The following is a 14,120-nucleotide window of genomic DNA, read 5'->3' as shown; positions in this document are numbered from 1 at the left end:
TAGCAAGCTAGAGCCTATTAAAAAGCCCTAGGCATTGACCTCCAAACGCTTTTTCAACATTTTTTCAATAGATTCCTGGGCAATCTTTTTGACAACACTTCGGGCAAAGTGATTTGAAGGTGCTATGCCTGCCAAGGAAGAAGCTTGCTTAGGCCCAGATTCCAGTTTGTCGAGTTGTTGCTGGAGCTCTTTAATAGAGTCCGCACAGTCTTTGGCTTCTGGGTGATCTAGACCATGTTCAATTAACTGACCATATTGTTGATAAAGCTCTAAAATTTGATATTTTAGTTTATCAATTTTTTGAGAGTTTTCTGCTAATTTATGCTGATTTTCACGAGTATTTATTGCATCTTTTAGCTGCTGAAGCGGTTGTCCATCATCGGTAGTACTCGCCAAACCCTGTTCTTTCATAAATGCAACGTTACCAAACTCCCAAAAGTGAGAAGGCAAAACTTTAAGCGAAGTTGGAGTTTTAGAACTTTCAAGCTCAGCGACGGTGCGTCCGCCTGGCTTTGATACAAACAAGTCTGATGCTTTCATTAATTCAGCCATCGGCTTACCAGATTGAACCCAACCTTGAGGTTTAATAGAAAAAGCATTGACGACACTTTCTTTTATAGATTCATTATCAATTGCTTCTATTGATTCATTAAAAGCATTAACAACACTATTAGCAAGCTGTGTATTCTTGCCGCAAAGTGCCATAATACTCACATTAGGTAGCTCGCTCTGCGGGTTCATTTCCAGCTGCTTTTTTGCATCGTCGACAAAGGCACGAATATAAGCTTCTATTTCTCCTCCTACTCCTTGAGCGCCCATCGAAATCGTTACTAACTTTGACTCCACAGGAATACCATAGTGATTTTTTATGCTTTCAATACCTTTTTTATCGATGGATGAAGAAAAAGAATCGTCTACCGGATAAGAAGATTTAGTAATTAACTTATTAAACTGATCTCTCAGGTCGTTAGAAACAAAAAGCTCACCTTTATCCGGAGAAATACGAGCACCAGCAGTTGACTGAGGCCTCTTTTTTTCAGCCTGCTGAAGCAGTTGAGATAAGTGCTGAAACATTGCTTTTGATTTATCAGATTCTCCTGACACCAGAAGATTATGCTCATCAGACTGGCCATAGGCTAAAAAGATATCAGGATCAGGCGTGGAGAATCGAAAGCCTTCGAGCTTATTATCCATCATTGCTTTAATTTTATTTTCAAGCCTTGTAGTGAAACGCCCATAATCACAGAGAATCCAGGTTACCTGGTTCATTTTTCCTTCCTCTGTACTCTCAGAAGCTAAACGCTGATTATGGCCATAATGATTAGTAGAAATAATCTTTTCAGCATCACCTACTTTATATCTTAAGATATCAATCCTGTCATCAGGAATATAATCATTTAAGTGAGCAGATAGTTTCCTCAAATTCTCACCGTATCCAGGATTATCTCGCTTTTGAATAATTTCGTTATAAATATGTCCGAATGCTATACCCGTAGTTTTAGAGAGCCCATCATTAAGATAAAGATCTGTTTCATTAATTAATTGTGACTCAATACCTCTCTGATCAAATTGTCCTTTTAAATCTTTAGCAATAGATTTATGGGCACCACCGGCAGAACAAGTAGTAATGGCAACCTGCCCATGTGCGCAAGGCTCACCTAGTTCTGCTCTTCTTTGAGCCATATCCTTTTTTATATCGCTAATAACTTTCGGCATACTGCTTTCAACATCAGCTAGAAAATCTTCAATAGGCTGCTGTAATGACTGTGGAATTTCTCCGTTATCGATTTTATTTTGTAAAATTTTTCTAGCATTACTACTATTAGATGAAATAAAATCTACTGACTGAGAAACAAAGTCCTGAACTATTTTTTTATCTGCCGCAGAATGTTTAGCTAGTGTTTTTTCCATAGAAGCTTCAATAGTTTTCGACTTATGAAGATCCTCACTTTTTTGATAAAGTTTTCTACAAAAATCACTCATTGCCAATTTCTTATGAGTGTTTCCTTCTGTATCAACAATAGAATCAACACGACCTTCATTCATTGCCTCGAGCACAGAAGTTAATAACTCTTCATTAAACCCTTCCCAAACTTTTTGAGGATCTGATTGAGCGAATTGTTCTTTGGGCGGCAACAATCTAGAAAATATATTTTGATCAAGCGTAAGGTGATTGCCATGTCTTATATCGCGAATCAGATCACTAACAATAGCTTGTTCATTTTTAGCCACACTTTGATTTGAAGAAGACCCCGCCGCTGAAAAGCTAGCAGTTCTTGCAGGAAGGTAATTACTAATAGATGTCATCATCATACTCAGCTATAGGATTTATTAACTGATATGTCTTTAAATTATGGAAAATGTTCGGAGAATTTATGACGATAAAAATATGTATTATTCTAACAATTAGATTTAGATGGCTGTAGGCTTAAATGCTAACAGCACTAGCATAAGATTAAATTATTTAGTCTTAACAATCCCTAAAAAATTGAGCTCGTTTGCCTATATTAAAACTCATTATTTTCTTTGATGTTAGTACCCAGAAAGACTTTAACCGCATCGACATAGCCTTCTTTGTAAGATGGATAACGAAAGACGTAACCGCTTTTTAGAAGCTTGCTATTATCGCATTGTTTATTACCACCTCTGCTACTAGTTTGTGTGACTAGCTGTTCACTGCCTATATTCATCCTGGCAGCTAGCCAAGTTCTTATTTCACGACTTTTTACTGGCTCATGGTCAGAAGCTAGATAAACAGAATCCAGTTTATCTACATCCGTAGCGAGTAAGTGACATATCACCCCACAACAATCTTCGATATGGATACGGTTGGTGTAGGTATCGTCTCCACCTTTTAAGTCTTTCACTTGGCGCAAAAGGTAGTCTCTTCCTGGGCCGTAAATACCAGAAAAACGAATTATTGTGGATTTTAAGCCACTGTCGAGAAGCAATTGTTCAGTTTCAAGTAAGACTTTTGCCGTTTCGCTTTTAGGCTCAGTCAGACTGTCTTCATTCACCACTTCATCATCAGATTGCCCGTATACACTGGTACTGGAGATAAACAAAATTCGCTTTGGCGCATTATTTTTCCGCCACAACCTTAACAAAACATCGACAACATCAAAATATGCCCTCCGGTATCCATCCGGCCCACGACTTGAGGGAGTCATGGTTATAATGGCCGAGTCAAAGCAATTTTCACTGACACGTTGCAAGATAGGGTGGCTTAGAACATCGCCTTGCCATAAAGTAACACCTGGAACAACTGGTTTGGTTCTGCGTGCGATACCTACGACACTGTCACCATTAGCAACAAGATGTGAGGCACAAAGTGAGGCAATCTCACCAAATCCTATAAAAAGATGTTTGTTTGCCATTAAAATTAGAATACCCTTTAAAGTAAATTTATTAACATATCGATTTCAATAGTTTTCTGCCATGACTTTAACAGAACTTCGCTACATTGTGACCCTCGCACAAGAACAACATTTTGGCCGTGCAGCTGATCGCTGTAATGTCTCCCAACCAACATTGAGCATCGCAGTTAAAAAACTTGAAGAAGAACTCGATACAACCCTTTTCGAACGTTCTAAAACTCGCGTTAGCCCGACACCTATTGGTGAGCAGGTTGTAGAGCAAGCACAACGTGTGATCGAGCAAGCTTCGACCATACGTGATATTGCAAATTCGGGCAAAGATCAGTTGACCAGTCCCTTCCACATTGGTGCTATCTTTACCATTGGGCCTTACCTCTTCCCTAGACTGATACCTGAGCTACAAAAAGTCGCTAAAGATATGCCTCTTTATATAGAAGAAAGCTACACCGCAAGCTTGCGAAAACGCATCCGCCACGGCGATCTTGATGCTATTATCATCGCCTTACCTTTTACGGAAGCAGATGTGGTCACGCAATCACTCTACGACGAAAACTTCGTAATATTGATGGACAAAGATCACCCCCTTAGCAAAGAAACCAGTATCCATCCAGATCAGCTCAACGACTATAACGTATTACTTCTTGGCGAAGGCCATTGTTTCCGAGATCAAGTTATTGAGGCATGCCCAAATTTAAAACCATCTCTCGATGACCCTCGCGGAAAAATTCGAACTGCGGCAGAGGGCAGCTCACTGGAAACGCTCAAGTATATGGTGGCTTCAGGCTTGGGGATTACGATCCTTCCAGAATCTGCTGCCAAAGCCGATCATACCTGGTCAGATTTGTTGGTAACTCGCTCTTTTACTGCGCCAATACCGACCAGAACAATTGCTCTTGCTTGGCGCGCTAGTTTCCCACGCCATCAAGCCATCGATGCCGTCCGCGAAGCAATTGACCATAGCGGCATAGTAAGTTAGCGCATACATACAATGAATAATCTACCAACATTGGCGAATATCGATGTTACGGTGCTAAAAGGTGTAGGTTCTAAGCTCGCGCAAGTCCTCGCTAAGCTGGACATTCATAGTGTTCAAGATTTGCTGTTTCACCTACCTCTTCGCTATCTCGATAGGACACGTATCACAGCCATTAGTCAGCTGCGCACCAATACTAGCGTCGTTGTCCAAGGAGCGGTGTTAAAAACCAACATTGTATTTGGCAAACGCAGAAGTTTAGCCGTAACCATCGAAGATAACAGTGGCACTACATGCCTGCGTTTCTACCACTTCAACGCGAGTCAAAAAAACAGCTTTGAAGAGGGGCGGCAAGTACGCTGCTACGGTGATCCCAGGTTAGGATCTAGTGGTCTGGAGTTTTACCACCCTGAATATGAGTTCGTCGATAGTGGTAAGACAGAACTAAGCGAACAAGCATTAACTCCTGTGTATCCCCTTACGGATGGCTTAAGCCAATCTCGTATCCGGTCACTTACAGAGCAAGCAGTCAATTTACTTAAAGATTACAGCCCATCAGAGTTATTGCCTGCTGAAGTCCAACAGATGTTCGGTATGGACACTCTCGCCAGTGCATTGGCGTATCTTCATTTCCCGCCACCTGAGGCAAGCGTCGAACAGATCCTGGCAGGCCAACATCCTGCGCAGCAACGCCTAGCTTTTGAAGAGCTACTCGCGCACTACCTCGTTAGGCAACAACTTAGAGAACAGTTCCAGCAAGAGCATGCAGCACTTATTAAAGTGCATCAAGATAAAAAGGCGGCCCTGCTAAGTACTCTGCCATTCTCCCTTACCGGAGCCCAACAGCGGGTCTGTGATGAGATTCAACGGGATCTGAGCAAAGGCGTACCAATGTTGAGAATGGTACAAGGAGATGTCGGCTCGGGGAAAACCTTAGTGGCCGCCATAGCAGCGCTCAACGTTGCCTTTTCTGGTTATCAAGTAGCCATTGTGGCACCCACCGAGATTCTTGCCGAACAGCACCTCAATAATTTTAAGCAATGGCTTGAGCCTCTTGGCCTGCGCATCTGCTGGCTCGTTGGCAAGCTGACAGCAGCAAAACGTCGGGATGCACTTAAAACCATTGCTGATGGAGAAGCAGAGATTATCGTCGGCACTCACGCACTGTTTCAGGAAGACGTGGACTTCGCTAAACTGGGGCTTGCAATTATCGATGAGCAACACCGCTTTGGCGTCGACCAACGATTAAGTCTCCGCAAGAAAAGCCGCCTAGGTGAAGTCCCCCACCAATTAGTGATGACGGCAACTCCAATTCCACGAACGCTTGCTATGACTGCATATTCAGAACTGGATTACTCTGTTATTGACGAACTGCCGCCTGGCCGTAAACCAATACAGACAGCCCTAGTGAGCCAAAGTCGCCGTGCTCATGTTATTGAACGTATCAGAGTCGCGTGTGAGAAAGGCACTCAGGCCTATTGGGTATGTCCTTTAGTAGAAGACTCTGAAACGCTGTCAGCGGCCAACGCCGAGCAAACCTGGGAGCAACTAAAGGTGGCACTTTCAGGCTTCAACATTGCCATGGTTCATGGGCGTCTAAAGGCTGCGGAAAAAGAAATGGTGATGGCGAGCTTTAAGAAGGGCGAAAGTCAATTACTAGTCGCTACCACCGTTATAGAAGTAGGTGTCGACGTTCCCAACGCAACACTGATGATTATCGAAAACCCAGAGCGCCTAGGACTCGCTCAGCTCCATCAACTGCGCGGTAGGGTTGGTCGCGGTAGCGAGGCTAGCCACTGTGTTTTGCTATATGGCGATAAGCTATCGCAGCATGCAAAACAGCGCCTACAAGTGTTGCGAGAGTCGAACGACGGATTTGTTATCGCGGAAAAAGACTTGGAAATACGCGGCCCGGGGGAGCTACTAGGTACTCGTCAAACTGGGGATATGCAATATCGTCTGGCAGATGCTCAGCAGCACGCTAATTTGATTCCAGAGGTTCACCGTATCGGTGAGCATCTCTGTGTCGACAAAGAATTAAGCGACAAACTCATTCAGCGTTGGATCGGATACAACAAAAACTACGCCCAAGTTTAAAGCCCTCATTAGGGCTCTCGAGTAACGCGCATGTTAAATTACGCTCCATCACTTTCCGGCATTTATGCGTCAACTTGAGCATTTATTTTTTTTATAACACAACTCAATCTAAAACTTAGCGGGCATTGCTATTGACCTCAGATATTCGCCACAGATTAGTGCGTAATTTCTGTCGAATTCCCCGTCTCGGTCTATATTTAAACGTAAGGGTAGCTCTATTAATAGAGGTGCTCCTAAGGAAATATTTAATTACCCGTCAATGGAAAGGGACAGTTTCTATATTAGAGGAGAAGGCACGTGTCTGTACCAGCGAGCATAATCGAGCTGCTTGAAAGCCAAAAAGTTAGTTTCAATATTGCACAAATAGACGAGGATCATCACCACCACCTCTCACTTGTAAGCAACGAAGACTCCCCCTGTTTAGTAAGCTCTCTTATTGTTCAAGATAGCAAAGGCCGAGTGCAAGTGTTATTACCTTCCGACCATATTCTCGATCTAGATGCTATGTTTCGCCAATTCGATCGACGCTTCGAGGCAGTGCCGACATCTCAACTACGTCCCATCATAAATCAATACGAATTTTCTACTATCCCGGCAATCCCCCGTTGGCTAGGTATGCCGACATTTGTATCCTCAGCCCTATTAACAAAAGATCAATTAATTCTACAGTCAGGAAATTTTGGGCATGTACTGGAAATAAGTCAGGAGAATTTCGTCGCCATAATCGGTTCGGCGCACACAGGCAGTTTTACTGTTAAAGCCCCTTCGATTATCAGCGACGCCAGCGAAGACGAAAAACAAATTCTGACATCTGTTGAGAAATTTACTGAAAGACGTATCCGCTCAAGGTTACAAGAAACTTTGGAGTTACCGCCACTACCAGAAACCGCCCAACGTATTATTAAGCTACGTGCAGACCCAAATGCCGACATTAGTGACCTCTCTAATATCGTTGATGTAGACCCAAGCCTAGCGGCACAGGTTGTCAGTTGGGCATCTTCTCCTTATTACTCTGCCCCAGGAAAGATTAAATCTGTTCACGATGCTATCGTGCGTGTCTTAGGTTTTGACATGGTACTAAACCTTGCGTTGGGTCTATCGTTGGGTAAAACTCTATCGATGAAAACACTCACCCCTCAGGACATCGACCAATACTGGAAGGGTGCTGTATATACCGCTGCCACGGTAGAAGGATTAATTACTAGTATTGATCGAAAACACAGGCCAAGTTTCGGATTAGCTTATCTATCTGGCCTTCTAAACAATTTTGGCTACCTTGTTTTGGCCGAGATATTTCCTCCTTATTTCGAGACCATAAAACGCACTCGATTATCTAATCCACATATTTCTCTTGCAGCTATCGAACAGTACACAATTGGCGTCACCAGTAATCAAATATCTGCTTGGCTGCTAGATACATGGAATATGCCGGAGGAAGTGGTCACGGCTCTAAGACAAAAATTTAATCCAGAATATTCTGGCGAACATGAGCAATACGCAAAGCTCGTTTACGTCGCACAGCACTTATTGGCCAACGCGGGTTTCGGTGATGCCTTAGGCAGCCAAATTCCTCAAAGCCTACTCGATGATCTTTATCTCGATTATGAGACGGCAAAAGTTACCGTGGATAATATTCTTGAATCCTGCGATGACCTAGACTCAATTGCTGAGAAAATGCGAGGTTGAATTTATAAAATTCACTTTTTGACTAACCCGACATAATTATATGGCGGGTTAGCAGAACCCTTTCTAAATGCTATGTTTATTAGATCTTATAGCTCTATCAATTTTACAAATGTGTAATACCTTAGAAGCCATTTCATAACTACTGCACCTGCCAGTACGGCATTAAAATAGCTTTAAGATGCTCATTTACTTCATGTAAACGCCACTTTTTGAGTTGTTTTTACCTTATCATGCCTGCATTCGCGAGTGACGAAACAGCTTGTTGCCTTTTGTCCCCTAAGGTATAAAAATCAATTTTTATAATCTTATATTACTAAGGGCAAGTATTTTAAATAACTATTTAATATCACCCACACAATACAGTATGATTAGGTTATAGCAACTCAATTTGAGCTTAGGGCTTGTCGGCAAACCCAAGTTAACTTATCGATTTATAAATCAAAAGACTGTCACATACTGACCACGTAAATTAGTTGTAGAATGAAATTTTTGACGCCAGAATATACCTCCGAAGTTAATTTGCAGATTTAGAAGTAAGTTTAAGTATGGCTGATAGTGATAATAACTGGTTCAACAATTGGCCGGATGGCCTCATAGGCTTAGATAGAGAGAATCGCATCGTTGAGTTGTCGCCAATGGCACGTACTATTCTCGGCTGGACATTAGAAGAACTTGACGGACAAAATTTTCATACCGCTCTTTGCTCAGAGACTCATACGGCAAATCACACACAAGAAGAATGTGGTGTTATTTCTGCCAACCCGTCCTCCGAGACTGCATCAACACTTTGGTTACACCGAAATGGTCACGACGTTTCCATAGACTTTCGTAATATCCATGTTGGCTTTGGCCGAGCCAACCGTGTCATAAGTTTCGTCGACAACTCAACACGTTCACATACACGCGAAGAGTTAGAGAAGTTTTCTCAGTATGTTGAAAAAAGCCCCGCGCCAATGGCGGAATTTGTTATCGATGGGCAATTATTGTTTGGTAATACTGCGCTGCAGGAACTACTGCTGGAATACGGGTTCGACAGTAATGGGGATGCCTACGCTTTACCGCGTAATATCGATGAAGTTGCCAAAGGGTTACAAGCATCCGAGCAAGCCTACGATACACTTGAGCTAGAATTGGACAACCAGGTATTTCTTTGGCACTTTCACCTTTTGACCGCCAATGAGAACCCCACTCTAGTAGGTTACGCCTTCGATATTACAGCGCAAAAAATGGCAGAAACACTAGCGATACAGCAAAAAGCAAAAGCTCGTAAAGAGTTTTACGCAAAAATGGTGCATGAACTTCGCACGCCACTTAACGCTATCGTAGGCTTTTCAGATATTTTATTAGCACGCACAGAAGGCAAATTGTCTAACGAAGAATTAGAACAATTAAAACTTATAAAAAAGGCAGGGTGCCAACTCAACGAACTCGTCTCGGCAACATTGGATGTCACTAAAATAGAATCAGGCCGAATGAGCTTAAATATTAGTGATTTTGCCATTTCAGATCTCTGTGAAGAAACGAAAGAACAAGTTGCGAGTCTTGCGCAGGAGAAAAACTTATGCCTACGTTACACCAGCTCAACAGATTTACGAATATTCTCGGATAAAACTAAAGTTCGCCAAATTCTGATCAATCTTTTATCAAATGCTATTAAATATACCAATGAAGGTAGTGTTCATTTAGTCGCTAGTGAAAAAACGGATCTTGAGCTTGGCGAGTGTCTCAGCCTTTCAGTATCTGATACAGGTATAGGTATTCCGGCAGATCAAATACAAAAATTATTTCAGAGCTTTGAGCAAGTCGATGATGAAAGGACTATTGATATTGAAGGAACAGGGCTAGGTTTAGCTCTGGTCAATAACTTGGTAGAGTTGTTAGGCGGAAACATAAGTGTAACAAGTAATTATGGTATCGGTAGTACATTTGAAGTGCTCATTCCATTTATGAACACCTTACAACCACAATAAAAAGGCACTGAATAAGATGAAAAGGAAGAGTCAAATATAAATTCTTAAAATATTGATTCGAGTGCGCGAAAATTTTCTTTTATCAACTTACTCAGTAATGAGAATCAATTTAAATAATATGTTCCCGTAAGTTTTTACCTGCTTTAAAACTAACTTGTTTACTCGCTGCAATTTCAATTAAGTCTCCTGTTTTTGGATTGCGACCTTGCCTTGCTGCACGCTGTTTAACGTTAAAAGAACCAAAACCAATTAAATTTAAAGGCTCACCACGTGCTAGTGCATTTGTGATGTGCTCAAACACAGACGACACTGCATCATCAGCTTCACGCAAACTTAAATCCGCAATATCTGCAACCGCATTAACTAAATCAGCTTTTCGCATATTTCTCTCCTATCGCAAAATTATCTAAAAGGTGATCTCCCAGATTATTCGCAAAAAATAATAGGCTTAGCCCAAAATATACAAACAACCTTATTGGAAGGCACCTGTCGAGAAAAATGAGTACTTTACTTATTATTAGAACTCTGGATTTATCCCCAATAAGTCCTCCCTATAAATACAAGAATATTAATAGAGAAAACAATACAGATAAAATTTACCCAGCTCCTTTAGCCTAGCCAAAGTTTGAGGGTTTTGTACAAAAATCCCTTAAAAAAGTAAAAATGTTTTTCATTAGTGGTAGTTATAGCTGAAGCAATATAAATTGGCATAAAGAAAAGCGCGCTATTTTCGTGCTGAGTAAGGCGCTCATTGCCGCGCATAGTGGGCCTATGGGCAAAATGAGCAACGCCACACAGCGCTAAAATAGCCGGTTTTATAAGGTCAGTTTATAGTGCTTCAGCTATAGTGTATTCTTGCCCCTTTTTCGAGCCATAACATCTTATGAATAAAGAAAAATTGATCCAATATGGACAATTAATGCGCCTTGACCGGCCGATTGGAATTTATCTCGTTGCATGGCCAACACTCTGGGCACTGTGGCTAGCGGCGAAAGGGTTTCCCGATTGGGACGTACTGATCATCTTTCTATTGGGTGTAGTCGTAATGCGCTCGGCAGGATGCGTCATTAACGATTTTGCTGATCGTAAGATTGACAAGCATGTAGAACGAACAAAAAATCGCCCACTGACATCAGGTATTGTGAGTAGCAAAGAAGCCCTAGGTTTATTTGCCGTTTTATGTATAGTGGCATTTGCCTTGGTGCTCTTAACAAATACACTTACGGTAATGCTATCACTAGGCGCCTTAGCTTTGGCTAGTGCTTACCCATTTATGAAACGCTACACCCATCTGCCACAGGTCGTCCTCGGCGCAGCTTTCGCATGGGCTGTACCTATGTCTTTTACCGCTCAGACAGGAGAGCTGCAGCCGTCTATTTGGCTCATCTACACTACTGTTGTTCTATGGACTGTGATCTACGATACGTTTTACGCTATGGTGGATCGCAAGGATGATATTAAGCTTGGAGTCAAATCTACCGCCATTTTGCTTGGAGATTCGGATTTGATAGTCACCAAAGCTTTACAGGTGATCACTTTAATTGCCTTGTATATGATGGGTAGCCGATTTGAATTAGGCATTGTATACAAACTCAGCTTACTCGCTGTAGCTGCTCTCTTTGTTTACCAACAATATCTGATACGAGAGCGTAAGCCACAACTATGCTTTAAGGCATTTTTAAATAATAATTGGGTCGGTATGGCAGTGTTTGTAGGTATCGCTGGGGACTATGCGACTAAAACTTTGTAAGCCTTATAACCGGACTTAAAACCGAGGAACCTATCCTAAAAGCGCAAAAGAATCTATTCTTGTCATAAAACGGCAACAAAAGCTTTATTTAATGCGCATGTCGCTCACATTCAATTTCCCAGAGCTTGAGTCCAAAGGTTATGCCTAATGCCAGATAAGAGAATTTTGGTCGTAGACGATGAATCCCCTATTAGGGACATGCTGCGTGTTGCTTTAGAAATGGCTGAGTACCATGTGCTTGAGGCCGGTGATGCACAAGAAGCTCACAGCTTAATTATTGATAAAAAACCGGACTTGATACTCCTTGACTGGATGCTTCCAGGTACCAGCGGTATAGAGCTCGCTAGGAGGCTAAAACGCAACGAAGTCACACAAGATATCCCTATTATAATGCTGACAGCAAAAGGGGAAGAGGATAATAAAATCCAAGGTCTTGATGTCGGTGCCGACGATTATATTACCAAGCCATTTTCACCCAGAGAGCTAGTTGCACGTTTGAAAGCTGTGTTACGCCGAGCGGAATCACACAGTGCACAGGAACCCATTCAAATTGATGGTCTTTGCCTAGACCCCACTAGTCATAGAGTGACAATCAACACCATACCCATCAATATGGGTCCAACGGAATATCGTTTGCTAGAGTTTTTCCTCACCCATCAAGAGCGCGTCTATACCCGTAGCCAGCTGTTAGATCATGTATGGGGCGGCAATGTGTATGTCGAAGAGCGCACTGTCGATGTGCATATACGACGATTGCGTAAAGCGCTAAGCGTTCAAGGGCATGATAGATTTATTCAAACTGTACGTGGCGCTGGCTATCGGTTTTCGAATAAAATAGCACCTGCCCACAACTAAACTAGCGTTTCTCATACTATGAGTAGAGGTCTAAAGACTGAGCTTCGCTGGCTCGCTTTTGTCACCATCACCTCCTTCGTCATCGGCTTTTCATTCGATGCGGAATTCGTATGGCTATCAATAGCTCTGTTCCTATTTATTATATGGCTGCTCTATCGCACGGCCCAACTTGAAAGCTGGGCAGCGCAAGCCCGTCGTAGCGGCCCGCCGGGTGATGACTTCGGCGGCATATGGGGAGAAATTGCCGACGATATAAGACTTCTCTCAAGACGCTACGAAAAAGACAAAGTGCGCTTGCAAGCTGTTGTGACACGTGTACAGGAAATGACTTCCGCGTTGGCAGATGCGGTAATACTTGTCGATAGTCGCGCAAATATAGAGTGGTGGAATCGCTCCTCACAAGACCTATTCAACTTTCAAGATATCGATCGCGGCCACAAATTAGTCAATATTATCCGCAATCCACGTTTTATTAACTATTTTGAAACACAAAGCTATAGCTCTCCCCTCGAACTTGAGTCTCTTAGAAACGAAGGTCAACATTTAGAATTCCATGTCCATCCATTTGGCCAAGGAGAGCGCTTGATTGTTATCCGTGACGTTACTCGTGTTAATTTGTTGGAACAGATGCGTAAGGATTTCGTCAGTAATGTCTCCCACGAGCTGCGCACGCCTCTGACCGTCATAAAAGGCTATATAGAAACTCTCATCGATGCCCCAGACCTATCGAAAACACTGCGCAATGCCTTTAATCAAATGCTACAGCAGAGCGATAGGATGACAGCATTAGTGAATGACTTGATCACGCTAAGCCGTCTAGAAACTGATCAAACCGAGCTCAAACCAAAACCTGTTGCCTTATCGCCTCTATTAGAAACCATCGTATCCGATGCCCAAGCGTTGGGAGGGAAGATACATCATCAGATTACTCTGAGTGGCGATGCAGGGGTATCAATTTTGGGCAATAACCAAGAGCTTCACAGTGCCTTCTCAAATCTCACCTTTAACGCCGTTAAATACTCACCCGAGGGCGGTGGTATTGATATAAGTGTCACTCAAACTGAAGAGGCATGCATCGTTAGCGTCACCGACAGTGGCTTAGGCATTGACCCTAAGCATATCCCAAGGCTTACTGAACGTTTCTATCGGGTCGACGATAGCCGCTCAACCGCTCTAGGAGGTACAGGTCTGGGACTTGCGATTGTGAAACATGTTCTTGCCCGACATGACGCAGAGTTAAAAATCACCAGCCATCTCGGCAAAGGCAGTTCATTCAGTTGCTATTTTCCCATCGAGCGAATACTTCGAGAAAAAGTCGCTTAATACCTTTTTTAGTGTTAGCCACTATGAAAAGTACACCTGTTACCTCTAGATAGATTCAGGTAAGCTTCCACGACCATTTTCAAGAGTAT

10 protein-coding genes are annotated in these 14,120 nt (G+C 42.6%); 7 read left to right on the top strand and 3 right to left on the bottom strand.

Annotation, left to right across the window (positions count from 1 at the left end; genetic code table 11):
* Window positions 1-27: 27 nt before the first annotated feature.
* Window positions 28-2,313, bottom strand: a complete 2,286-nt coding sequence (locus tag BVC89_RS01590; RefSeq protein ID WP_158657740.1) for a hypothetical protein — start codon at window positions 2,311-2,313, stop codon at window positions 28-30.
* Window positions 2,314-2,507: 194 nt separating this feature from the next.
* Window positions 2,508-3,377, bottom strand: a complete 870-nt coding sequence (locus BVC89_RS01585) for an NAD-dependent epimerase/dehydratase family protein (RefSeq protein WP_086929550.1) — start codon at window positions 3,375-3,377, stop codon at window positions 2,508-2,510.
* A gap of 61 nt (window positions 3,378-3,438) precedes the next feature.
* On the opposite strand from BVC89_RS01585, the gene BVC89_RS01580 reads away from it, so the two are divergent.
* The 4 genes from BVC89_RS01580 (at window position 3,439) to BVC89_RS01565 (ending at window position 10,103) form a co-directional block, all read left to right on the top strand.
* Window positions 3,439-4,353 (top strand): hydrogen peroxide-inducible genes activator, encoded by a 915-nt coding sequence (locus tag BVC89_RS01580; RefSeq protein WP_086929549.1) that lies wholly within the window; start codon window positions 3,439-3,441, stop codon window positions 4,351-4,353.
* A gap of 12 nt (window positions 4,354-4,365) precedes the next feature.
* Window positions 4,366-6,447, top strand: a complete 2,082-nt coding sequence (gene recG / locus BVC89_RS01575) for an ATP-dependent DNA helicase RecG (RefSeq protein WP_086929548.1) — start codon at window positions 4,366-4,368, stop codon at window positions 6,445-6,447.
* A 297-nt stretch (window positions 6,448-6,744) separates the two neighbouring features.
* Window positions 6,745-8,133 carry an aminoacyl-tRNA deacylase and HDOD domain-containing protein gene (locus tag BVC89_RS01570; protein ID WP_086929547.1) on the top strand — a complete coding sequence of 463 codons (1,389 nt, stop codon included), beginning with the start codon at window positions 6,745-6,747 and terminating at the stop codon, window positions 8,131-8,133.
* Between the two features lie 545 nt (window positions 8,134-8,678).
* Window positions 8,679-10,103 carry a PAS domain-containing sensor histidine kinase gene (locus BVC89_RS01565; RefSeq protein ID WP_086929546.1) on the top strand — a complete coding sequence of 475 codons (1,425 nt, stop codon included), beginning with the start codon at window positions 8,679-8,681 and terminating at the stop codon, window positions 10,101-10,103.
* 109 nt (window positions 10,104-10,212) lie between these two features.
* On the opposite strand, the gene BVC89_RS01560 is transcribed toward BVC89_RS01565, so the two are convergent.
* Entirely contained in the window at window positions 10,213-10,485 is a 273-nt protein-coding gene (locus BVC89_RS01560) for an HU family DNA-binding protein (protein WP_086929545.1), read from the bottom strand.
* Window positions 10,486-10,986: 501 nt separating this feature from the next.
* On the opposite strand from BVC89_RS01560, the gene ubiA reads away from it, so the two are divergent.
* From ubiA to phoR, 3 genes are all read left to right on the top strand, one after another.
* The gene (ubiA, locus tag BVC89_RS01555) at window positions 10,987-11,853 is read left to right on the top strand and encodes a 4-hydroxybenzoate octaprenyltransferase (protein WP_086929544.1); all 867 of its coding nucleotides are present in this window, start codon (window positions 10,987-10,989) and stop codon (window positions 11,851-11,853) included.
* A 147-nt stretch (window positions 11,854-12,000) separates the two neighbouring features.
* On the top strand, window positions 12,001-12,708 hold the full coding sequence (gene phoB / locus BVC89_RS01550) for a phosphate regulon transcriptional regulator PhoB (protein WP_086929543.1): 708 nt from the start codon (window positions 12,001-12,003) through the stop codon (window positions 12,706-12,708).
* A gap of 18 nt (window positions 12,709-12,726) precedes the next feature.
* Window positions 12,727-14,031 carry a phosphate regulon sensor histidine kinase PhoR gene (gene phoR, locus BVC89_RS01545; RefSeq protein ID WP_086929542.1) on the top strand — a complete coding sequence of 435 codons (1,305 nt, stop codon included), beginning with the start codon at window positions 12,727-12,729 and terminating at the stop codon, window positions 14,029-14,031.
* Window positions 14,032-14,120: the final 89 nt, after the last annotated feature.

This window comes from Agarilytica rhodophyticola, from assembly GCF_002157225.2.
GTDB classification, from domain to species: Bacteria; Pseudomonadota; Gammaproteobacteria; order Pseudomonadales; family Cellvibrionaceae; genus Agarilytica; species Agarilytica rhodophyticola.
The sequence above is the reverse complement of the archived record's forward strand: the minus strand, read 5'-3'. Positions and strand labels throughout refer to the sequence as shown.